The 22,315-nt window shown below is 44.5% G+C and carries 22 protein-coding genes and 3 tRNA genes; 2 read left to right on the forward strand and 23 right to left on the reverse strand.

The genetic code is table 11. From position 1 onward, the window contains the following. Position 1: 1 nt before the first annotated feature. From der to G469_RS0105940, 12 genes are all read right to left on the reverse strand, one after another. A complete protein-coding gene (der, locus tag G469_RS0105885; RefSeq protein WP_028264261.1) occupies positions 2 to 1,315 on the reverse strand; it encodes a ribosome biogenesis GTPase Der in 1,314 nt (437 codons plus the stop codon). Positions 1,316 to 1,362: 47 nt separating this feature from the next. Further along, entirely contained in the window at positions 1,363 to 2,214 is an 852-nt protein-coding gene (gene ispH, locus G469_RS0105890) for a 4-hydroxy-3-methylbut-2-enyl diphosphate reductase (RefSeq protein WP_028264262.1), read from the reverse strand. A gap of 11 nt (positions 2,215 to 2,225) precedes the next feature. Further along, positions 2,226 to 3,698 carry a (d)CMP kinase gene (gene cmk, locus G469_RS0105895; RefSeq protein ID WP_028264263.1) on the reverse strand — a complete coding sequence of 491 codons (1,473 nt, stop codon included), beginning with the start codon at positions 3,696 to 3,698 and terminating at the stop codon, positions 2,226 to 2,228. A gap of 27 nt (positions 3,699 to 3,725) precedes the next feature. Continuing rightward, on the reverse strand, positions 3,726 to 4,505 hold the full coding sequence (locus G469_RS0105900) for a pseudouridine synthase (RefSeq protein ID WP_051353846.1): 780 nt from the start codon (positions 4,503 to 4,505) through the stop codon (positions 3,726 to 3,728). Between the two features lie 85 nt (positions 4,506 to 4,590). Beyond that, positions 4,591 to 5,274 (reverse strand): SMC-Scp complex subunit ScpB, encoded by a 684-nt coding sequence (scpB, locus tag G469_RS0105905; RefSeq protein WP_028264265.1) that lies wholly within the window; start codon positions 5,272 to 5,274, stop codon positions 4,591 to 4,593. Continuing rightward, the gene (locus G469_RS0105910; RefSeq protein WP_028264266.1) at positions 5,275 to 6,090 is read right to left on the reverse strand and encodes a segregation and condensation protein A; all 816 of its coding nucleotides are present in this window, start codon (positions 6,088 to 6,090) and stop codon (positions 5,275 to 5,277) included. Next, the gene (locus tag G469_RS08560; protein ID WP_211225406.1) at positions 6,090 to 6,785 is read right to left on the reverse strand and encodes a site-2 protease family protein; all 696 of its coding nucleotides are present in this window, start codon (positions 6,783 to 6,785) and stop codon (positions 6,090 to 6,092) included. The genes G469_RS0105910 and G469_RS08560 overlap by 1 nt, the downstream gene beginning before the upstream one ends. A 64-nt stretch (positions 6,786 to 6,849) precedes the next feature. After that, a complete protein-coding gene (locus G469_RS08565) occupies positions 6,850 to 7,140 on the reverse strand; it encodes a hypothetical protein (RefSeq protein WP_035425410.1) in 291 nt (96 codons plus the stop codon). Next, positions 7,133 to 9,160: an ABC-F family ATP-binding cassette domain-containing protein gene (locus G469_RS0105925; RefSeq protein ID WP_028264267.1), complete on the reverse strand. Its 2,028-nt coding sequence runs from the start codon at positions 9,158 to 9,160 to the stop codon at positions 7,133 to 7,135. Before G469_RS0105925 ends, G469_RS08565 begins: the two co-directional genes overlap by 8 nt. A 283-nt stretch (positions 9,161 to 9,443) precedes the next feature. Beyond that, positions 9,444 to 9,518, reverse strand: a tRNA-Val gene (locus G469_RS0105930). Between the two features lie 182 nt (positions 9,519 to 9,700). Further along, positions 9,701 to 10,183: a hypothetical protein gene (locus tag G469_RS0105935; RefSeq protein WP_211225407.1), complete on the reverse strand. Its 483-nt coding sequence runs from the start codon at positions 10,181 to 10,183 to the stop codon at positions 9,701 to 9,703. 12 nt (positions 10,184 to 10,195) lie between these two features. Further along, on the reverse strand, positions 10,196 to 10,627 hold the full coding sequence (locus tag G469_RS0105940; RefSeq protein WP_084522319.1) for an SRPBCC family protein: 432 nt from the start codon (positions 10,625 to 10,627) through the stop codon (positions 10,196 to 10,198). A 277-nt stretch (positions 10,628 to 10,904) separates the two neighbouring features. Here G469_RS0105940 and G469_RS0105945 point away from each other — a divergent pair. Beyond that, a tRNA-Ala gene (locus G469_RS0105945) sits at positions 10,905 to 10,980 on the forward strand. 42 nt (positions 10,981 to 11,022) lie between these two features. Beyond that, a tRNA-Ile gene (locus tag G469_RS0105950) sits at positions 11,023 to 11,098 on the forward strand. Between the two features lie 94 nt (positions 11,099 to 11,192). Here G469_RS0105950 and G469_RS0105955 read toward each other — a convergent pair. The 11 genes from G469_RS0105955 to G469_RS0106005 all read right to left on the reverse strand — a co-directional run bounded on the left by G469_RS0105955 (position 11,193) and on the right by G469_RS0106005 (position 22,308). Next, complete coding sequence (locus tag G469_RS0105955) at positions 11,193 to 12,908, reverse strand: proline--tRNA ligase (protein ID WP_028264270.1); 1,716 nt, start codon at positions 12,906 to 12,908, stop codon at positions 11,193 to 11,195. Positions 12,909 to 13,039: 131 nt separating this feature from the next. Then, positions 13,040 to 14,122, reverse strand: coding sequence for a flavodoxin-dependent (E)-4-hydroxy-3-methylbut-2-enyl-diphosphate synthase (gene ispG, locus G469_RS0105960; RefSeq protein WP_028264271.1), 1,083 nt, complete (start codon positions 14,120 to 14,122; stop codon positions 13,040 to 13,042). A gap of 17 nt (positions 14,123 to 14,139) precedes the next feature. Next, positions 14,140 to 15,510, reverse strand: coding sequence for a M50 family metallopeptidase (locus tag G469_RS0105965; protein ID WP_028264272.1), 1,371 nt, complete (start codon positions 15,508 to 15,510; stop codon positions 14,140 to 14,142). Next, complete coding sequence (gene dxr / locus G469_RS0105970) at positions 15,510 to 16,706, reverse strand: 1-deoxy-D-xylulose-5-phosphate reductoisomerase (protein WP_028264273.1); 1,197 nt, start codon at positions 16,704 to 16,706, stop codon at positions 15,510 to 15,512. Before dxr ends, G469_RS0105965 begins: the two co-directional genes overlap by 1 nt. Then, positions 16,703 to 17,587, reverse strand: a complete 885-nt coding sequence (locus tag G469_RS0105975; protein ID WP_028264274.1) for a phosphatidate cytidylyltransferase — start codon at positions 17,585 to 17,587, stop codon at positions 16,703 to 16,705. The genes dxr and G469_RS0105975 overlap by 4 nt, the downstream gene beginning before the upstream one ends. Continuing rightward, the gene (locus G469_RS0105980) at positions 17,588 to 18,370 is read right to left on the reverse strand and encodes an isoprenyl transferase (protein ID WP_028264275.1); all 783 of its coding nucleotides are present in this window, start codon (positions 18,368 to 18,370) and stop codon (positions 17,588 to 17,590) included. Positions 18,371 to 18,372: 2 nt separating this feature from the next. Next, complete coding sequence (gene frr, locus G469_RS0105985) at positions 18,373 to 18,918, reverse strand: ribosome recycling factor (protein WP_028264276.1); 546 nt, start codon at positions 18,916 to 18,918, stop codon at positions 18,373 to 18,375. Continuing rightward, positions 18,918 to 19,646 (reverse strand): UMP kinase, encoded by a 729-nt coding sequence (gene pyrH / locus G469_RS0105990; protein WP_028264277.1) that lies wholly within the window; start codon positions 19,644 to 19,646, stop codon positions 18,918 to 18,920. The genes frr and pyrH overlap by 1 nt, the downstream gene beginning before the upstream one ends. A 186-nt stretch (positions 19,647 to 19,832) precedes the next feature. After that, positions 19,833 to 20,708, reverse strand: coding sequence for a translation elongation factor Ts (gene tsf, locus G469_RS0105995; protein ID WP_028264278.1), 876 nt, complete (start codon positions 20,706 to 20,708; stop codon positions 19,833 to 19,835). Between the two features lie 59 nt (positions 20,709 to 20,767). Continuing rightward, complete coding sequence (rpsB, locus tag G469_RS0106000; protein ID WP_028264279.1) at positions 20,768 to 21,502, reverse strand: 30S ribosomal protein S2; 735 nt, start codon at positions 21,500 to 21,502, stop codon at positions 20,768 to 20,770. A 362-nt stretch (positions 21,503 to 21,864) separates the two neighbouring features. Further along, on the reverse strand, positions 21,865 to 22,308 hold the full coding sequence (locus tag G469_RS0106005) for a GNAT family N-acetyltransferase (RefSeq protein ID WP_028264280.1): 444 nt from the start codon (positions 22,306 to 22,308) through the stop codon (positions 21,865 to 21,867). Positions 22,309 to 22,315: the final 7 nt, after the last annotated feature.

Below are 22,315 nucleotides of genomic sequence, written 5' to 3' on the forward strand. Positions count from 1 at the left end.
GCTAATCCTTCTTGCGGAACCTCAGACGGATGGGTGTACCTTCCAGTGGATACGTTTCACGTAAGCGATTTTCCAAATAATGTTCGTAATTGTCATCTACTAAATCAGGAGCATTACAAAAGAACGTAAAGGTGGGAGGATTAACCGACACCTGCGTTGCATACTTAATCTTCAAACGACGGCTCTTATCAACAACGGTATGGCCCGTCTCGCGAAGGCGTGTAACAAGTTTATTGAGATTTGCTGTCGAGATGCGCTGCGAACGTGCACGTGCTACCTGCGAAGCAAGCTGCAATACCTTGTCCACGCTGCGTCCTGTAAGAGCAGAAATGCGGACGTAGGGTGCCCATGACGCAAATGTAAGACGTTGTGTGATGGAACTAATAACATCTTCACGCTGCTGATCATCTTCTAGCAAATCCCACTTATTAAGCAAAACCGCCAGTGCACAACCACGCTCAATGGCCATTGCTGCAACCTTCTGATCTTGTTCGGTAACACCATCGGTTGAGTCGATAACCAACAGACATACATCTGCTTTATCCATAGCTCGTAAACCGCGAACCATGCTGTAGTATTCAATGTCCTCATGCACAACGTTACGTTTACGCATGCCAGCGGTATCTACTAGGCGATATTTCTGGTTGTTTTGTTCCACCACAACATCAATAGCATCACGTGTAGTTCCTGCAACATCAGAAACAATAGAGCGCGCGCGACCAGCAAGTTTATTGGTCAATGAAGATTTACCTACATTTGGACGACCCACAATAGCTACATTGAGCATGTCATCCGTATAGACATCTTCGTTATCTTCAGGGATGACCGCAATAATATCGTCCAAAAGATCACCGGTACCATGACCATGAACTGCAGAAAGAGCAATGGGCTCACCAATGCCAAGGGAGTAAAAATCCCAAATCTCACCTTCACTTGCTGGATTATCCAACTTATTTACGCACAAAAAAACAGGTTTTTTTGTCTTGCGTAATACACGAGCAACTTCCTCATCCTCATCGGTAACGCCTACCGAGCCATCAACCACAAAAATTATGGCATCGGCTTCTTCGCAAGCTGCAACAGCCTGTTCCTTGATGCGAGAGGCAAAGACATCATCAGAGCGAGAAGGTTCCATACCCCCTGTATCAATCAAAATAAAATCACGGCCCGACCAGTCTGCCTCATGATAGGAACGATCGCGCGTAACGCCGCGGGACTCATGAACAATAGCTTCTTTATCTTGTGCAATGCGGTTTACCAACGTGGACTTACCCACATTTGGGCGACCAACAACCGCAACAATTGGTTTTGTCATGTTTGGCTCTCCTTAGTTGAGTCACATGTAACTAAGTTTATCAGCTGTTAGAGATGCTCACATAAATTAACAATGGCAGCCTGTACAGCTTGAATTTGATTTGCTGGTGTTGAGGCTCCTGCTGTAATTCCAATATGCTTTGATGTGGCAAACCATGATGGATCAAGCTCGGTGGGCTTCTCGATATGGTGGGTATTGGAGCAATGAGCAGCGCATATCTCGGCTAAACGTGTAGTATTGGCCGAGATACGACCACCAATTACAATCATTGTATCTACGCGAGAAGACAAATCAGCTGCCGCTGCTTGCCGCTCGGAAGTTGCAGCGCAAATGGTATCAAATACACGCAACTCCTCAACCTTACCCAAAAGACATGACAAAATTGCTTGAAGGTTGGCCTTAGACTGAGTTGTTTGTACCACTACGCCAACTTTACGCCTAAGCTTTACATCTTTAAGTTGCTCGGGAGAACCAACAACCACAGCAGAAGGAGCATTACCACGTGTACCCTCTACCTCTGGGTGACCAGCCTCTCCCACTACAATAACCTGATAGCCTTGCTCTTCTAAAAACTTAGCCGCATAATGCACTTTCTTTACATAGGGGCACGTTGCATCCAATACTGTTTTTTGTAATTCATGAGCACGTTGCACCACCTCAGGAGCTACACCATGAGAGCGCACAACTACTACGTTTGCGGTGGCCTCATCTACATGAGAAGCCACACGTATACCATCTTGTTCAAGCTCTTGAACAACCTGCGGATTGTGAATGAGTGGTCCCAATGTTTGAACAGAACCCCCGTGCGTAACACCTGCTTTTTTTACCATCTGCAACGCACGCTCTACGCCATAGCAGGCACCTGCCTGAGCTGCAATTTCTATTGTTGGCAGAGTCATAAGTCTACGTGCTACTTTCTTCCAGGATGTTCAGCTCTAAGCTGATCGCGTAGTTCATACATCTTTTGTGTTGCCACACGTTCCATCTCTACTACTTGCTCCTTGCGACCCTTTGCTTTGATGTCCTTAAAAGATAGCGGCTCACCAACACGACAATATACCTTTTTAGGACGAGGGTAGTGTTTGCCAGGAGGCGTAATATCCAACGCACCCACAATGGCCATAGGTATAATATCGGCTTTAGCCATTTTTGCCATAAGTGCAAAACCGCCATGAATTTGTGGAATCTGATCTGGCTTACGAATACGTGTTCCCTCAGGATAAATGAGGATAGACTCCCCTTTTTGTAAGGCGCGCTGAGCACGACGCAGAGCTTTTATGTCTGCAGTACCACGAGCAACGGGAATAGCACCCAAGCGTGGTAAAGCCCAATGCAAAATACCAAAACGATTGAAGTCGTCCTTATAGATGGGACGTAGGCTCCTTCCTGCTAAAATCATGGCGCAAGCGGGAAGGAAAGGGTCGAGAAAAGAAACGTGGTTCATAATAACAACAACCCCACGATTAGCAGATGCTGTCAAAAGCGTTTCTAGATTCTCGATAGTCCAACGATATTTAAGCTTGGTGTATGCATTGCAAAGCACCACCAATACTTTTAAAAAGATACGTGCGTGTAGGGGGAAATCTTGAACTTTAGTTTCGTAATACAGTTCCCCTGTGTCTTTAGAGGCCACAGACTGCTGTTCTACAACAGAAGATGTATCTATTGTAGCTCCAGTCTGCAGCTCAGAAGCTTTTTTTGCTGCTGCTTTATCCATGAGTTTCTCAATTTGAGCACACACTTCATCTACAGACAGGTTAGATGAGTCAATATGTATAGCATCAAAAGCAGGAACCAATGGAGAGGTTTCACGTGTTGAATCAATTTTGTCACGACGGACAATATCCTCAAGAATCTGCTGCTCTTGCACGCTATCCGTTGCAACATCTTGTTTGGCAGCGTTACCACCTTCACGCTCTACCGCACGACGATGTGCACGAGCAGAAGCGTCTGCTGTTAAAAAGACCTTAACCTCAGCGTTGGGAAACACAACAGTGCCAATGTCACGCCCCTCAGCAACTACATCGATTTTCTCGCCAGACTTACGCTGTAGTTCTACCATTGCCTCGCGTACCTGAGGAATTGCTGCTACCGTAGACACGTTTTGATCAACCTGAGCTGTGCGAATTTGTGATGTAACCTCTACATCATTTACAAATACACGCTGTCCGGCTTCGCCCTGCTCAAAACGAATATCAATAGACTGAGCGACAGCAATAACGTCTTTGGTATTTGTAAGGTCAATTCCTTGCTCAAGACAAGTAAATGTAACACTACGATACATTGCACCCGTATCCAAGTACGACAGATTGCGTTTTTTTGCAATTTGTTTTGCAACAGTCGACTTGCCAGAACCCGCAGGTCCGTCAATTGCTACCTTCACGTATGCCTCCACTTTGTAAAGAATAAACTACTGTTGTATACCCATTTTAGTGAGACTTGCTAATTCTTGATCTGTAAGTAATCGCCATGAACCTTGTTTGAGATTTCCAAGACTTAATGGACCAAAACTTTGCCTATGCAGGCGAATGACGGGATGATCTATAGCCTCAAGCATGCGCTTAACTTGATGTTTTCTGCCTTCATGAATAGCCAAGCACACCACGGTACTAGCTTTGTATTCTAAGTGTTGCGCATGGTACTTACGGCCTACAACGGACATAGCTTGGCGAGAATTTTTATCCACAAGTTCACATTGTGCTGGTGCACAAGGACCATCATCCAACAGTATCCCTCGACGCAATGGTTCCAAATCTTCGTCTAAAACAATGCCTTCTACCAGCGCAATATAGTGTTTGGTTACATGCTTAGATGGATGCAACATATTTTGAGCAGCTTGACCATCTGTAGTAAACAACAACAAACCCGTTGTATCTTTGTCCAACCTACCTACTGGGAACAATCCCGGATGCTGATCTGTTGGTACCAAAGATGCTACACATGGACGATTACGGGGATCCTTCATGGTGGTGAGAAACCCCGCGGGCTTGTTAAGCATTAGAAAGACTGACTTTTGAGTAAGCGTATACACAATGCCATCAACAGTAACTACATCAATGAGTGGATCAACTTTAGAGCCAAGTTCGGTGACCACGTACCCGTTCACACGCACCCGTCCAGCTGTCATCAAGTTTTCTGATCCACGACGACTTGCTGCACCTGCACGCGCCAAAAAACGCTGTAAGCGCATAGGAACAATGCGTTCTTCTTGTTCAGTTTCAGTTGCGTTAGTTTTCTCGATAGGGTTATGAGGCTTATTAGATGAAAAAGATTGGCTAGTCATTGTCTGAACTTGCCTCAGCATTATCCTCGTCTACCTCAAGAAGCTCGCGCTCTTCGTCCAAGTCTTCGTCAATATCTTCTAAGGTGGAATCAATAGATCTGCCGCTCAAACGTTCACGAATAAACTGCTTAGATTCCTCATCAGGGGCAAATTGCTCCAAATCAGGTAGAGCTTTAAGCGATTTTAGACCAAAACGCTCAAGAAAGACCTGCGTAGTACTATATAAAATTGCCTGACCATGATTAGTATCACGTCCAATTTCACGCACAAGACCCTTATCTACCAAGGAAGAAACAACACCATCGGAATTAACGCCACGGATAGCGCGAACACCCTCACGCGTAACTGGCTGATGGTACGCAATAACTGCCAAGGTTTCCAATGCAGCTTGAGACAATTTTTTGGTATCCCATGACAAAACAAACTCTTCTACCTGTTCATGATATGCAGGGTGCGTATATAAGCGCCAACCCCCTGCAACCTCACGTAGTTGAAAACCACGGTTGGCATCTGCATACTCTGCAGAAAGTTCTGCTAAAGCTCCTGCAATTTCTCCAGGTGTATTACCAAGAATTTTAGAAAGTGCTACCGCGGAAACAGGTTCGCTAGCAACCAGTAACATTGCTTCAAGCGTAGGCTTAAGCAATCCCGAATCCATGGACTGAAGATCTGACATTTATTCTTCCTCCCCCACGCTCGAAAGTTCATCTCCGGCCTCATAAGCAGGAGCACCTTCTACGCGAGCGATGTCAATTTCACCAAATATTTCTGACTGAACAACTGTAATAGAACCGCGCTTGAATAACTCCAGTACCGCTAAAAAAGTAACAACGACTTGCTCTGGAGACATCTGTCCATCCAGCAAATCAGAAAACGTAAGCATTTTACGAGCGCGTGTCAAACGATCTACCGAAGCCACGGTAAGTGCAACAGGCAAACGCTTAGGTGCAATATGTTCTGCTTCTAACAAAAAGCTTTCTTTTCTACTGTCCAAGTCCGCACAGATAACAGCTAATCCTCGCAGCGTAATACCTTCCAAATAATCTGGCATAAGATTAAGGAATTGTGGATCAGCTCCAGCGGTACGCGGGTGCATACGTGCTTCATTTTCCATACGGGCACCCAATGCAATACCGGCATTTCTAAACTGCTTATATGCAATTAAGCGAGCAATAAGAACTTCTCGTGCTTCATCTGGACTCAAATCAGACAAATCATCTTCTTCATCATCCAAATCGGTATCACGCTTCTTTATCACAAAGTCACGTGGCACCAGCGAAGATGCTTTGATGTCAAGCAAGGTAGAAGCAACAAGCACAAAATCACTTGCCACATCCAAATCCATGTCTGACATACGCTCAATCTCGGACAGATATTGATCAGCTACTTCACTAATGGAAATAGCACCAATGTCTACTTTTTGCCTACTTACAAGCTGCAATAAAAGATCAAATGGACCTGAATATACTTGGGTAGAAACGCGATATGACATTACATAACTCCCATTAACAGAGGCTGTAATATTTCTTGCACTACAACAGCTATCTGTAAAAGTTGGTTAATAATCATACCGCCTACACCATAAATATAGAGTCCAATGGGATCAAAATTCAATATGGAAGGCAAGATATAAACGATAAGCAAAAAGATTGGCAGTGCCTTATTTTGAATGTTGTAATACAGCGCTTGACCTTTTTCGCTTAACAGCGGGAAGATAACAGCAGAGCCATCTAAAGGCGGCAAGGGAATAAGATTAAAAAGCATAAGCGAAATATTAACCACCAAATAGTTGCTCACAAAATAGATAAGTGCATCCCCACCTACGGTGTCATACCAAACAAAAACATCGACCAGCACAATAACAATACCAAGTGCAATGGCAGCAATAAGCGCTTGGATTAGATTGCTTACAGGACCAGCTAACGCAACTAATACTTCATCACGCTTACGATGTTTTAAATTAAATGGATTGTAAGGAACAGGCTTAGCAAAAGCTACAATCCCGCCACCCATAATCATGCACATCATAGGTAAAATAACAGAACCAAATGGATCTAGATGTGCAGCAGGATTAAGCGTTATGCGACCTGCATCTTTTGCAGTGGTATCCCCACATATAAAAGCAACAACAGCATGAGCGAGTTCATGCAGCACTAATGCAACAATAACAGCAGCAACCTGAAGCACTACATATAAGGGCTCCTGAAATATGCTCGTAAGTCCAGAAAACAACGTAAGACTCCCGTATTTCTTACTTAAACGCCTCATGAAGGCGAATAAATAACCAGTCCAATAAAAATAGTACAACTGCTATGAGCGCAAAGTCTCCTCTAAACGCGCCCCCAAAGGGTGTAGGAATAACTGCAACCCCACGTAAACCTTCAGGTAAAAGTATCGTAATGGCTGTTTGAATTTGAACCAATACGGGACGTAAAAAGCCTACCGAGAAACACAAAAGAACTACGCACGCAAAACATATCCATGCAAGAACTCGCGCAAGTAGGCTTAGGCTATGAAAAATACTAGAAGCATTGCTATTCAAGTTTTGCCTCCTCCAGTTTTGATTGTAAGTCAAGCCACTCTTCCTCGAGCACCGGAATTTTCTTGGAGAGTGCTGTGTATTCACTCATTGCCTTATCGAACTTGTTGGAATCCGCATATAACTCTTCCGATGCCATAAGTTCCATAAGTTGCTTATACCTCAATTGCGCAGGCTCCAACGCCGCCTCAACCTCTCGAAGACGCTTTTTGGTACCCGAAAGTCTCTTATTGGCAGCGTTGCGCGCTTGTGCCTCTGCACGGCGTTGCTCTTTAGTCTTTACATTCCTGCCTTGTGAAGCAGAAGTTGCAGTTGCGACTGTTGTAACTTGCTTAATCTGATCCGCTCCAGAAGAGACATGCATGTTACTAGCAGATGTAAGAGATGTCTGCCCACCATCCGCACGCGCTTCAAGTTCTGCACGCTTAAACAGGTAGTATTCGTAATCGCCATCGTAGACTGTAACCTTGCCATCACGAACATCAATAATTTTGTTTGCAATGGCACGTACAAGATGCTCATCATGACTGATAAGAACAATAGTGCCCGCAAAATTTTGCAATGCCTCTTCTAACACTTGAACAGAGTCGATATCCAAATGGTTGGTAGGCTCATCCAAACACAGCAGAGGATCTGGCGCTACCAACATCTTTGCCAGCGCCAAACGTGCCCGCTCGCCACCAGAAAGTACTCCCACACGCTTATCTACATCATCTCCATGGAACAAAAAGGCACCTAGTAGGCGTCTTTCTTCTGAGGTTGTCCAACCAGTTGCAACCTTATCCATTTCATGTAAAACAGTATTAGATGCCGTAAGTGTTTCTAGCTGATGCTGTGCATAGTAGGAACTGGTTACATTTTGACCAAGTTCAATACTGCCGCTTGTAGGATTGGTGTGAGCTGTAATAAGCTTCATAAGTGTTGATTTACCAGCGCCATTGGGGCCAACCAGAGCTACGTGATCACCACGGTATAGTGTAAAGTCAACACCCTTATACACAAGGTTATTACCATATGCCTTGGTAACATTGTTGACAGCAATAACAGAGTCACCCGTCCGAGGTGACTCGGGAAATCTAAAGTGCACATGCTTAGATTGTTCTGGAAGTACTACCAGTTCTTCTTTTATCTTTTCGAGCCTTTTGACACGTTCCTGAACCTGTTTTGCTTTAGTTGGTTTATAGCGGAACTTCTCGATAAATACTTCCATATGAGCAATATCGCGCTCTTGAGCAGCTCGTTTAGCACGCAGTTGCTCCAAGTTATCTGAACGTTGGTGTAAGTATGAAGAATAATTCCCCGTGTAGGTTACCAAACTGCGGTTTTCCAATGCTGCAACATGGCTTACACAAGCATCCATAAATGACCGGTCATGACTTACCAGCAATACCGCACCATCGTAGTTTGAAATAAACGATTCAAGCCAACGAACACTTTCCAAATCCAAGTGGTTAGTAGGCTCGTCCAACAGCAGTAAGTCTGGATGGCGAAGCAACAGTTTTGACAAAGCAATACGCATCTGCCATCCACCGGAAAAGTCCTTGGCTGGCTTGCCAAGATCTTCTACAGGAAACCCAAGACCACATAAAATTTGACGAGCACGACTTTCTAGTTCATATCCACCAGCATGTTCAAAACGATCTTGCGCTCGTCCATACTCTTCCAACATGCCAGCGAGAAGATCATTGTCTGTAGTTATAGAAATCTGCTGTTCAAGCTCAGAGATGCGCTTTGCTAGAGTTTTAATCTCTGTGGCAGAGTCCATCATTTCACCTAGTGCACTTTTCTCACCAGCGAGCTTGTTTTCTTGTTCCAGATAGCCAATGGAGGTGCCGCGTGCAAAACTAACTGAGCCTTCATCATAGCTTTCTTGACCCATAATAATTTTAAGCAAGGTGGTTTTTCCAGCACCATTTGGCCCTACCAGAGCCCAGCGTTCACCAGCATTAAGCTGTAAAGTTGCACCTGTATATAACGTGCGACCACCAAAGGACTTTGCTATTTTATCTGCAAGAACTATCACAGAATTACTCCCACTTACATATATATTTTATAAGTAAATTATACTGGACAAATAGGATTTTATACGCAGCATTCACCGTCCTTCATAAGTATGGTGATATATGCAGTCGTATGGCATGCTACAACAAAAAGAAGTCCCCCCCCGCAGCAACGCAGCGGCATGGGACTTCCTTTTTATTCCAATGCACTCTCGTGAGAAACCATAGGACAACCCCTAAGACTAGTAATCAAACAAAGGCAATAAAAAAGTCAGGCGGTAAATATACCGTCTGACTTACTGTTTTTGGTGGGCGATACTGGATTTGAACCAGTGACCCCTTCCGTGTGAAGGAAGTGCTCTACCCCTGAGCCAATCGCCCGTGCGTCCCTACTATAGCAGAATACTACTAGCTGTATTACAACATTTTTTAGCTCAAATACAGAGAAATTTATGTCCTAGCTTTTTCGTCACTGCAAAACCTCAACGATATTCCCCATCGCAATCGTGCGCATTCTTTACTGAAACACCAGTAGATATTGCAAAACGAGTAGAGAAACCAGCTTAAAAAATTAGCATGACGATTCCAGCAACAATTGCTGCACCGACAACCCAAATCAGTGTAAGAGCGCCTCGCTTTTTCAACACCTGCTTCCAAGTCTGAACAAATGGCAGTTCTTCGCAGCCTGGCAGTATCCAAAACCTGCTGTGTCCTACCCATAGTTTGTCAATCACGATGCCGTCATACCAGTTCATCACCTCTAAAAACAGCAGAGCCAGCAGATACGCTGTTTTGAAATCCGACACTCTATGCACCACACCAATAATAAGCACTAATGCAGCCAACATGACCATGCAGAACTCGGTCATGAAAATCTTCTGTTTGCGCCGCATCACTTCTTTTGTGGTCAGACCTATTTCAATAGCTCGATCCTGTACGGTCTTCGGATAAAAATACAACCCATCGATTGCTCCGCCTCTCACTGCATATCTCACCATTACTGTGAACAAAAGGCAGTACAGGACTAATTCCAATGCAATCATCATTTCATCCAGTCCTTATTCCCGCAATAATCTGACCCACTTGCGTTGCCTGTGTGCATAAAATGCTTTTGCCCACAGCCAGATAAAGATCGTTTTCCATCCTGCCTTGATCTCTACCCTATCCGTATATTCCGTGCGACTGCCATCCAGCTTTATCAGCTTTATCTCATGGTTCCACACGGGAACATGCTCATTTTCCTCCTGGCTGCTGATGCCGTCTTGATCGAATCGAACGATGTGGATTGTATGCGTACAGAAAGGGATAACACCAAAGAGGCGAAAACGATAGGTCGATGTACTCCCTACGGTCCACTCTTGAACAGACTCACCCACTGACTCAAAGATGGCAAATGGCTTTGCAATATATTGAAGAGTTTCCGGCTGCTGCAATTTTTGAAAAATAACAGCGCGTGGCGCCGGTAAAATTATGGTTCTCTTTACAATCATGTCTATGCACCCATATCACCGTAGCGTGACTTGCTCATTAAATCATGAATGGCGAAGATTATTTTTACTTGTACCCTCTTATTTTGGCAGCTTAAACCCCGTAAAGGGACGAAAGTCCACACTCACCCAAATATCCATTACTAAGTTTGAGCACATCTGTTCCACTAAATAGATAAATTTGGGAATATCTTGAGTCAGTTAAAATATTTCATCTTTTTTTATCACGTTGCTTGACCAAAAACCTTGCTCTGCTATAGTTATTCAAGCATTAACCCATGGGGAATTAGCTCAGCTGGGAGAGCGCATGACTGGCAGTCATGAGGTCAGGGGTTCGATCCCCCTATTCTCCACCATGTAAATGAGGGCGGCGGCACGTGCCGTCGCTTTTTTATTAAGGGCTCATGGCGCAACGGTTAGCGCAGGGGACTCATAATCCCTGGGTTGCAGGTTCAAATCCTGCTGGGCCCACCATACAAAACAAAAGGTCGAGGAGCACTCCCCGACCTTTCTTTGTATCTAACCTCAAGATACAAACGCTAAATATGGTTTCTCAACTTTGTAGTAACTATGCGCGTTGTTCTTTGATCTTTTTTGCAAGCATCTGAGCAAGCTCAGAGATAGCAACCTCGCTACGTTCTCCAGTAGCACGATTTTTAATCTCAACAGTACCACTTGCAATGGCCTTTTTACCACAAATCACCTGATACGGCATGCCAATCAAATCCGCATCTGCAAACTTAACGCCAGGACGTTCCTTGCGGTCATCAACCAAAACCTCAATGCCAAGTTCAGAAAGCTCGGCTGCAATTTGAGTAGCAACGGGCCAAACAATCTCATCGTTAACATCCAAAGGCACAATTTCAACCTCATAAGGAGCAACGCTAACGGGCCAGAAAATACCATTAGCATCGTGATATTGCTCAATAACAGCAGCTAAGGTACGAGAAACGCCAATGCCGTAGCAACCCATCACCAAGGGCTTCTCGCGACCATTAATATCCATAAAGGTTGCACCCATAGCCTCTGAATATTTAGTACCAAGTTGGAATACCTGACCAACCTCAATGCCACGAGCACTCTTGAGAGGGGCTCCGCAATGAGGGCAGCTGTCACCAGCCTTAGCAGAAATCAAATCTACCCAATTACTAATTGTGAAATCACGCTTTTGCTGAGCATGCAAGAAGTGATAATCAACCTCATTAGCACCAACAGTCCAAAACTCAATATCCTTAAGTGTAGTGTCTGCGTACACCTCTATACCCTCGGGTAAGTTTACAGGACCCATAAAGCCACGAACCAAACCAGCCTCTGCCAGCTCTTCCTCGGTCATAAGGTGATATTCACCAAAGAATTTCTCGGCCTTACAATCATTCAGCTCATGGTCACCAGGAATAAAACAAACTACCTTGTTAGATTCTTCACTCACCAAAGCAAGTGCCTTAACTGTTGCAGAAGTAGGAACATTTAGTTGATCGGCCAGATCTTCAATGGTGAAAATCTGAGGAGTGTAAATGTGTTCAAGCTCTCCTGCACCAGAAGACTGTAGAGAAACTCCAGCTGTTGCAGCCTCAACATCTGCTGCCCAACCGCAGTCATCGCAATATACTAGTTCGGCCTCTCCAGACTCTGCCAGCGCCATAAACTCAACAGAAGTGTCGCCACCTATTTGGCCAGAATCCGCAACTACTTGCAGGGCACGCAGACCAATGCGGTCACAAATCTTTGCGTAGGCTTCCTTTTCCTGGTCATAACACTCTTGTAAAGACTCTTGATCGGCCGAGAAAGAATACCCATCCTTCATGATGAACTCACGACCACGCATAAGACCAAAACGAGGGCGACGCTCATCACGGAACTTGTCTTGAATCTGATACAGCGTTACTGGTAGCTGTTTATAAGAACGTAATTCATTGCGCACAAGATCTGTAAACGACTCCTCGTGTGTTGGACCAAGCGCATAAACGTGTTCGTGACGGTCGTGCATGCGCATAAGCTCAGGGCCGTAAGCATTCCAACGACCAGACTGCTTCCATAAGTCTTCATCAGTCAAAATAGGAACGAGCATCTCTTGTGCATCAATTTCGTCCATCTCTTCTCGAATGATATTCTCAATTTTAAGAAGAGAACGCCATGCTAAAGGCAAATAGCTATACAGACCCGCAGCACCCTTACGAATCATACCTGCACGAAGCATAAGCCTATGACTAGCAAGCTCTGCATCTGCAGGATCTTCCTTGAGCGTGGGCGCATAGAGCTTACTCATCTTATGGAACGACTTCACGAGTAATCCTCTCTGTTTGGGGGTAACCCCCGTTGAAACTAGTACAAAAAGCCTGCTTTTTACAGCAAAACATTCAAAGAACTACCAATAAGTGTGCTGATACGTATTAGATAATAAACGCTGCATAGATGTTAACAAAAACGCTTTTGAATCTCCTCAAACAGCGCATCTACAATCTGGTCCTCTGGCACACGACGCAAGGTTTCTCCACCAGCAAACACCAGTCCCTGACCATACCCACAGGCAACACCAATATCTGCACCTCGTGCTTCACCAGGGCCGTTGACTGCACATCCCATAACAGCAACAGAAATAGGCACGGAAAGGTTTTGTAAACGTCGCTCCACTTCTTCTGCAATGGGAATTAGATTGACCTTTGTGCGACCACAGGTAGGACAGCTTACTAATTCAGGGCTTCGACGACGCATTCCCAAAGAGGCTAGGATTTCCCACCCAACCTTAACTTCTTCCACAGGATCCGCTGTAAGAGAGACACGCATAGTATCGCCAATCCCCTGTTCAAGCAGACAGCCCAGACCAATAGCACTCTTAATAGTGCCTTGGAACTTTGTGCCGGCTTCCGTTACGCCTAAATGCAGTGGAATATGAGGAAGTGCCTGTGAAAGCTCACGGTAGGTTTCCAAGGTGGTAGTAACGTCATGTGCCTTAGCGGAAAGCACAATATCAGTAAAACCACATTTCTCAAAATGCTCGACAAAAGACTCAGATGAAGCAACCAGCTTTTGCGGTTGAGTCATATCCTGACGCTCATCCACTTCTTTTGCTAAAGAGCCAGCATTTACACCAATACGAATGGGAATATGAGCCTCTGAGGCAGCCTCAATAACCTTATCTACCTTTGAAAACGAACCAATATTACCAGGATTAATACGTAATGCAGAAGCACCACGATGCGCAGCTTCCACAGCTAGTCTATGATCAAAATGAATATCTGCCACAACAGGAAGTGGAGATTGAGCACAAACTTCCTCAAAACCAAGAACAGCCTCCTTGTTGGAAACTGCTACACGGATAATCTCGCATCCAGCTTCTGCCAACTGAAAAATTTGCGTGAGCGTAGCTTGAGGATCTGCTGTATTAGTGTTAGTCATAGACTGCACAACAACAGCTGATCCACCGCCTATTGCAACATCACCCACGTATACGCGATGGGTTTTTGTTCGCGCACCAATATCCATATTGGTAATAAGCATTACAAATTACACGACCTTTATATAAACCGAAGAATGTCATTCTTGAGTGACAGTAAAAACAGACAAGCAAATAAAGCGACACCTGCAAAAGAAATGTATGCTTGTGCTCGCTCGCTTACCGGTTTGCGAATAATAACCTGAACAATCTCAATTAAAATCTTTCCTCCATCCAAAGGTGGTATGGGCAAAAGATTCATAAAGGCCAGAGAAAGGGAAATTTGCGCAGCAAACAGCAACAGGTCTCCTACACCAGATGCTGCTGCCTGAGAGGCCATAACAGAAATGCCTACAACTGACGACGATTGAGAAACCACATCTAAAGTCTGAGTAGGAATGATGAGCTTAACTGCAAACTGAGCAATTTGTACCGAGAAATTCCAAGTAACCCCAATTGCTTCTGGTATTGAGAAATGCTTATGCTCTACCGTAGCACGCACACCAAAAATTTTGGTATCTTGATCTGGAACAACCTGTACCGACTGAGAAACCCCATCACGTTCGTACGTCAGCTCAAATGACTCATGCTTATCGAGTTTCTCTTTAATCACAAGCACAAAATCTGTAAAGGCATCTATTTTTTGACCGCCTATGGTCACAAATGTATCCCCTGCTTGCAAACCAACCTGCTGAGCAAGAGAACCCTCCACCACAGACCCAACAGTTGGCATATTGGTAGGCATATCCTTGCCTAAAACACTCAAAGATAAGACCATGAGCAGTACACCTGTTATAAAGCTTGCTACAGGACCGGCAAAAATCATAAGGAAGCGAGCCCAGAACTTTTTTCCAATGTAGATTTTTTCCTGCTCTTGTGCAAAAAAAGCCTCAGCAGATTGTTGTAGAGGCTGCGCAGAACCTGCCTGCATAAGGCAAGTGTTTTCGTCAAACGAATCATCAAACTTAGTGTTAAACGATGCATCGCGCAGTGTGGTTTTATATGATGTTGGTCTAAAACGTGTATCGGGCTTCTGGCCATCCTCCAGCTCGTAATAGGGTTCGATGGAAGCCCAATCAACGAGCATCTCAAAAATGCTGTAAGCATCATCTTCTGAGCAGCCAAGTTCATCTGCCGCTTGCTGTACTGTTATGGTTCCGTGAGCCTGTACAAGCGCAAGTGCTTGTGCATAATTTACCTGACTAAGCGGAGACATGCCACAAATCCTGGTATAACCGCCTAAAAGCACAGGTGTAATACCAAACTCAGTACCATGTTTTTTACTGCACCACGACCACTTATAACGTGAAGGCATTCCAATAAAGAACTCTGTTACGCGTGTCTTACAAAAACGTGCTGCAAAATAATGGCCTGCTTCATGAGCCGTTACTAAAATGGAGAGCACCAAAACTCCCCAAAAGATTGCCGAAAGCGTAGATACAAATTGGGGCATTAGATAACCTCATCAATACACTGTTTTGTCAATGCGCGTGCCCGCTTGTCTACCTCAACAAGCTGCGTTAAGGACTGCAACTCTTGTACCGTTGTTAACTCCATGACTTTCTCGACAACGTGGGCAATCTGCAAAAATGATAGACTTCCCTGTCTAAAAGCAAGATTTGCAACCTCATTTGCAGCATTAAGCGCACAAGGCATTGTTTTGCCAATACGACCAGCTTCACGTGCCAATGCCAAACATTTAAAAGTCTTGTCATCCGCTGGAGCAAAATCTAAACTCCCAAGCTCAAAGAAATTAACTGGATCTGTAGGTGCCTCCCAACGCTCCGGATAGCTAAAGGCAAGCTGGATGGGACCACGCATATCGGAGGGACCAAGCTGAGCCATAACCGAACCATCAGTGGTTTCAATCATAGAATGAATACGACTCTGGCGCTGTATAAGAACCTGAATATCATCAATTGTTACATTAAACAAATGATGTGCCTCAAGTACTTCCAAGCCTTTATTCATAAGTGTTGCAGAGTCAATGGTGATCTTTGGACCCATATGCCAATTGGGATGCTTAAGCGCTTGAGCAGATGTTACCTCATAAAGTTCATCTACTGTTTTGCCATAAAAAGGGCCTCCGGAACAGGTTAACCAAATACGACTAACATACTGTGGATGCGTGCCCATCATACATTGAAAGATGGCCGAATGCTCGGAGTCTACAGGAATAAGCTTGCCGGGCTTAACCAAGGGCATGAGTAAATCACCAGCACACACCAAGGCTTCCTTGTTAGCAAGCGCCAAAATCTTATTGTTGATAAGTGCTGTATAGGACGGAAGTATGCCCGCTGCTCCCACCACACTTACCAACACTAAATCAACTTCTTCAAGCGCAGCAAGTTCTGCTACTGCTTGATTACCAAAACCAAGCTGAACACCTGCATCCAACTGAGCAATAGCGGCAGCACTACGATAATCTTCATTAGAAAGTGCTAAATGCTTTACCTTAAATTCATGTGCAAGCGCACAAAGCTTCTCTACAGAACTATGCGCTGATAAAGCAACAACTTGTAGCCTGTTGGAATGTTTACGACATACGTCCAATGCCTGAGTGCCAATAGAACCGGTAGCGCCAAGAATTGCAACACGAAGTACTTCTGGGCGATTGGCCTCGGGCCATGTAGCTTCGAAGATACTCAAATGATTCCACCTAACGTCAAAATAAAGGTAGCAGCAATAAGGCCAAAGAGCAGCGAATCAGAACGATCCAACATGCCACCATGACCCGGGATCAAATTACCCGAGTCTTTAACACCTACACCACGCTTAATGCGTGACTCAAGTAGGTCACCAAAGACACTCATCAATCCCGTTGCCAAGCCCGTAAAAATCGCGATAAAAACGTTCATGGGAAGAAGCGTCTGAGACAAAACTACCCATACCAACACCGAACCAAACATACCACCAAAAAAGCCTTCCCATGACTTTTTAGGAGAAATGCGTGGAGCCATTTTATGCTTACCAAATCGTGAGCCAACAAAATACGCAAAAGTATCATTGAGCCAAATAGATGCCATAGCCAAAAACGTAAACACGCCACCCATAAAACCTGGGTCTACCGCGCGGAGCTTAATGACAGACGTAAAGAGAAGACCTGTATAGATTGGTCCAAAAACAGTAAGAGCAACGTCAGAAATATTGGATCTAGGAGTTTGCACAAACCAAATACCTGTTGCAATTGCCAAAGCATAAAACAAGATTGCCGCCCAGTGATACGAAAAATGAGCTGCCAAAGGAAAACCAACTGCTGCAGCAATACCGATAAACTCATTAGGATTACGGCCAGCCATACGCATCATCTTAAAAAACTCAAAGCAACATAAGCCCGCATACAAGCAGATAAGTGCTGTAGTAGTCCAACGTCCCAGCAATAATGCTGTAAGGGTAAGAATGGCGTAGCCCGCACCATATATAACGCGGACTACCATTTGTTGAGTTTTTGATTGTATAGGAGTCTGATCTTGTTCGACAGAAGGATTGGTGTCTGTGAACTGCGAATCAGAATCGCTCGAGGCCGTCATTTAAGACTTCACTCCCCCAAAGCGCCGGTCACGAGTCTGGAAACTTACAAGAGCACGCGCTAGTTCCCATCTATCAAAATCGGGCCAAAATGTATCGGTTACATAAAACTCAGTGTACGCAAGCTGCCACAGCAAAAAATTGGATATACGAAGCTCCCCTGATGTGCGTATAAGCAGCTCTGGATCAGGCAAACTCGCAGTATAAAGATAGTTTGATAGTACGGTTTCATCGATTTTCTCGATGTCTAAACTACCAGCTGCGACCTCTTGTGCTATTAAGCGAGTTGCGCGCGTAAGCTCCGCACGGGATCCATAGTTAACAGCAAGTGCCAAAATCATACCGGTGTTGTTCTTGGTACGCTCAAGTCCCAACTCAAATGTTTCGCGTGTTTTTTTAGGAAGCACAGTCAAATCACCAAGAAAAACGAGCTTGACATTTTCTTCTGTGAACAGGTGAAGCTCTTTAACAAGTGTGTGAGCAAACAACTGCATCAGAAGATCAACCTCATGCTGAGGGCGGCGCCAATTCTCGGTAGAAAATGCGTATGCAGACAATACGTCTACACCAAGACGAACGCAGCTCGTAATGATTTCCTTAAGACAAGCAACACCAGCCTTATGGCCTTGGCTTCTATCAAGACCTTGAGCACGAGCCCAGCGCCCATTTCCATCCATAATGATAGAAATATGGCGAGGCACATGTTCGAGATTAATATCTGCAAGTGAAATGTCTGAAGGTGCTACTGCGTAGTGTTCCTGAAGCTTTGCAAGATCGGGTACCACGACTAGATCTCCATGACCTCAGACTCTTTGGTCTTCAGCATTTCATCAATCTTAGCAACATAGGTATCCGTGAGCTTCTGGATTTGATTTTGCTCGCGCTTTACCTCATCCTCGGAATACTCCTCATCACGTTCAATCTTGCTGTTGTAATCACGACGAACATTGCGGATAGCAATGCGAGACTCCTCTGCCAAAGCGCGGCATTCCTTAGCAAGCTCGCGGCGACGCTCCTCTGTAGGAGAAGGAAAAGGAAGCCTGATGCAAACACCATCGTTACCAGGAGTAATACCCAAGTCAGAACTCTCGATTGCTTTTTCCACCGCATTAAGAGCAGATTTATCCCAAGGCTCTACAACAAGCATACTCGCCTCTGGAACCTTCACAGCAGCAAGCTGTGTAATAGGAGTTGGAACGCCATAGTAATCAACCATAATAGGGTCAAGAATATGAGGATTAGCGCGTCCAGTACGTACCTTAGAAAAATTAGCAGTAAGAGCGCTGATGCACTTCTCCATATTAGATTTTGCTTTATCGGTATATTCGCTCATTATTCGCTCTCCTTTTCAACAACAGTGGTGCCAATATCCTTGCCCCTCAGGGCATCATCAAATACACCAGTTTGATCAATATTAAATACGAGCATTGGCATATGATTGTCACTACACAAAGCCGTTGCCGTTGCATCCATAACCTTAAGGTTGCGCGTAAGTACATTATGATAAGAAATCTCATCAAAACGCTTAGCATCTGGATTGGTTACCGGATCTTTATCATAAATGCCATCTACCTTAGTTGCCTTCATAAGTACTTCAGCATCGATCTCACAAGCACGAAGAGCTGCTGCCGTATCCGTAGTGAAATATGGATTGCCAGTACCAGCAGCAAAAATAACGATACGACCTTTTTCAAGATGACGAATAGCGCGACGGCGAATATAGCCTTCTGCAACCTCATGCATCTCGATAGCAGTCATAACACGGCACATCATACCACTCCGCTCAAAACAATCCTGTAAGGCAAGACTGTTCATAACGGTAGCAAGCATACCCATACTATCTGCCTGAGCACGATCCATGCCAGAAGCGGCTCCTGCAAGACCACGAAAAATGTTTCCGCCGCCTACAACAATAGCAACTTGAATACCATGATCGTATGCTGGTTTAATCTCCTGAGCCAAACGGTCCAATACCTCTGCCTGAATACCATATTCACCAGACCCCATAAGAGCCTCGCCAGACAGCTTGAGCAATACACGCTTGTACTTGTAATCGGACAAAGCCTACGACCTCCTTGATTTGTGGTAGTCGGCCGAAGTGACACAACAAGAAAGCGTTACAACGACCCAATCAATTCTACCAAAGCAATCTGCTTAGAAAACAACGCGGTAGACAAGAGGACACTTTACATAGAAAAAGAGCCGATATCAAAGACATCGGCTCCACATAACATAATTGAGAAAAACTTAGTCCTCGTCACCAAAGGCAAAACGCTCAAATGCGAATACCTTAATCTCATCACCACAAGACTTAGAGACCTTCTCGGCAAGCTGAGAAACGGTTACAGAGCCATCCTTAATGAAGTCCTGCTCGGTAAGAACGTTCTCTTTATAGAACTTCTCGAGTTTACCCTCTGCCATGCGCTCCTGAATTGCCTCAGGCTTACCAGACTCAGCAGCTTGCGCCATGTAAATTGCCTTCTCGTGTGCAACAACATCAGCGTTTACATCCTCACGGCGAGCAGCTGCAGGATTAGCTGCAGCAACCTGCATAGCTACATCATGAGCAAAAGTCTTAAATTCATCGTTGGTGGCGGTTGCATCATTGTTAAAAGTAAAGGTAACAATGTCACCAAGCTTACCACCAAGGTGAATATAGCTAGCCAGGGCACCAGACTCAACGCTTACACGCTTAAAGCGATTAACCTTCATGTTCTCGCCAATAACGTGAATCATCTCGGTAAGCTCGGCATCAACAGTAGAACCATCAAGCTCAAGAGCCTTAAGAGCGCCCACATCAGCAGGATCATTCTCTGCAACAACCTGAGCAAGCTTAAGAGCAAAGCCAGTAAACTTAGGATTAGTACCTACAAAGTCAGTCTCGCAAGTGAGTTCGAGAAGAGCACCAGTCTTGCTATCCTCAGAAATATAAGCAGCAATGGTACCCTCGTTGGTATCACGACCAGCACGCTTAACAGCCTTGGCAATACCCATCTTACGAAGAACGTCTACTGCTTTCTCAAGATCACCATCAGCCTCTACAAGGGCCTTCTTGCACTCCATCATAGGAGAGTCGGTCATCTCACGAAGCTGCTTTACAAGAGCTGCGGTAATAGTAGCCATGTAAATTCCTTCCTTGGGGTGAAGAATTATTAAAACAATTACAAAAAGAGCAGGTAATGCTACTCAGCAGCAGGTGCCTCTGCAGCCATCTCTGCCTCAGAAATCTGCTCCTTGCCAGAACCAGCAAGAACAGCGTCAGCCATGAGCTCACACATAAGAGATACAGAACGGATGGCATCATCATTGGCAGGGATACCGTAATCAATTACATCAGGATTGGAGTTGGTATCCAAAAGACCAACAACGGGAATATGAAGACGATTTGCCTCACGAACAGCAAGCTCCTCGCGCTTGGTATCAACTACGAAGATAGCTTGAGGGACAGCCTTCATATCACGAACACCGCCGAGGTTACGCTGAAGCTTATCAAGCTCTTTACCAAGAACAGCCTGCTCCTTCTTAGGAAGGGTAGCCATACGACCATCCTCTACCATAGCCTCAAGCTCTTCCATACGATCAATACGAGAACGCATAGTTACGAAGTTAGTAAGCATACCACCAAGCCAACGCTGGTTGATATAGGGCATACCGCAACGAGCAGCCTGAGTAGCGATAGGCTCCTGGGCCTGCTTCTTAGTACCTACAAACAATACGTTGCCGCCCTTAGAAGCAATGCCCTTAAGGAAGGTGTATGCCTTATCGGCATCAACAATGGTCTGCTTAAGGTCAAGAATATAAATATCATTGCGCTCACCAAAGATGAATGGCTTCATCTTAGGATTCCAACGACGAGTCTGGTGACCATAGTGGCAACCGGCCTCAAGCAGAGTCTTAATGCTAATCTTTGCAGCCATAGTAAAACCTCCAGTTTGGTTTGCCTCCGTGTGGTATCAGCCCCATTTAACCACCCAAAACCTGGCTTAGTCTTAGGCACCATGGCAAATAGGTAGCCACACGTGTGTAATAGATAGTTGTGCCTTTTACACAACCTGATGAAGTATATCAGCTAATTACACATTTAGAAAGTAAGACTTTTGTACACATAAACCCACCGTATCATGCATGTTGCAACAGAGATTGTTTTGTCAAGTACCTTTTTATATTTATAGACACTTTTTCTTTTAACATCATTTCCATTTTAAGCAAAGAAAAAACAGTAAACTTTTTTCGATTTACTGTTCCTCAAATTCTTATATTCAATTAAACAAACTGGGCTTTATAAAACTCTTTTCAAATACACCATATCAACCAATTGAATGCCCTCTTCATATATCGGATGATTATAATTGTCCGTAAAGAAATTCGAAATAATGTGAGAACGTACAAAACCACATTTCTCATAAAAGGGTATTGTTGATAAACTATCACCTGTTCCCACTTGCAAAGTGGAATACTCTTCCCCGTATTTCGTAATGATAAAATCAATCATGGCTTTCGCATAGCCTTTGCCTTGGTATTCTGGAACTGTTGCAATATTCTTAATTTCAAGTACACCATTGCCCTCATTAGTTACAACACACTCACATTTGATACCATTATCATTAAGCACATACATTTTGCCCTTATCAAGATAACGGTCTATCATATCCTCCTGCTCATCTGCCAATAATAGCAACTCGATATAATCTTTTTTATTTTCTATAACCTCTATTATTTCCATCAATACA

It is taken from the genome of Atopobium fossor DSM 15642, from assembly GCF_000483125.1.
In the GTDB taxonomy this organism is placed as follows: Bacteria; Actinomycetota; Coriobacteriia; order Coriobacteriales; family Atopobiaceae; genus Atopobium; species Atopobium fossor.

Bases quoted from the DNA above. Each gene is read 5' to 3' on its own strand.
- ispG (WP_028264271.1), bottom strand. From the start codon at position 14,122: ATGCTTATTACCAATATGGATATTGGTGCGCGAACAAAAACCCATCGC.
- G469_RS0105975 (WP_028264274.1), bottom strand. From the start codon at position 17,587: ATGACGGCCTCGAGCGATTCTGATTCGCAGTTCACAGACACCAATCCT.
- G469_RS0105900 (WP_051353846.1), bottom strand. From the start codon at position 4,505: ATGCGCTTACAGCGTTTTTTGGCGCGTGCAGGTGCAGCAAGTCGTCGT.
- frr (WP_028264276.1), bottom strand. From the start codon at position 18,918: ATGAGCGAATATACCGATAAAGCAAAATCTAATATGGAGAAGTGCATC.
- der (WP_028264261.1), bottom strand. From the start codon at position 1,315: ATGACAAAACCAATTGTTGCGGTTGTTGGTCGCCCAAATGTGGGTAAG.
- G469_RS0105965 (WP_028264272.1), bottom strand. From the start codon at position 15,510: ATGCCCCAATTTGTATCTACGCTTTCGGCAATCTTTTGGGGAGTTTTG.
- G469_RS0105935 (WP_211225407.1), bottom strand. From the start codon at position 10,183: ATGATGATTGCATTGGAATTAGTCCTGTACTGCCTTTTGTTCACAGTA.
- tsf (WP_028264278.1), bottom strand. From the start codon at position 20,708: ATGGCTACTATTACCGCAGCTCTTGTAAAGCAGCTTCGTGAGATGACC.
- scpB (WP_028264265.1), bottom strand. From the start codon at position 5,274: ATGTCAGATCTTCAGTCCATGGATTCGGGATTGCTTAAGCCTACGCTT.
- G469_RS0105940 (WP_084522319.1), bottom strand. From the start codon at position 10,627: ATGATTGTAAAGAGAACCATAATTTTACCGGCGCCACGCGCTGTTATT.
- G469_RS0105910 (WP_028264266.1), bottom strand. From the start codon at position 6,090: ATGTCATATCGCGTTTCTACCCAAGTATATTCAGGTCCATTTGATCTT.
- rpsB (WP_028264279.1), bottom strand. From the start codon at position 21,502: ATGGCTGCAAAGATTAGCATTAAGACTCTGCTTGAGGCCGGTTGCCAC.
- G469_RS0106005 (WP_028264280.1), bottom strand. From the start codon at position 22,308: ATGGAAATAATAGAGGTTATAGAAAATAAAAAAGATTATATCGAGTTG.
- ispH (WP_028264262.1), bottom strand. From the start codon at position 2,214: ATGACTCTGCCAACAATAGAAATTGCAGCTCAGGCAGGTGCCTGCTAT.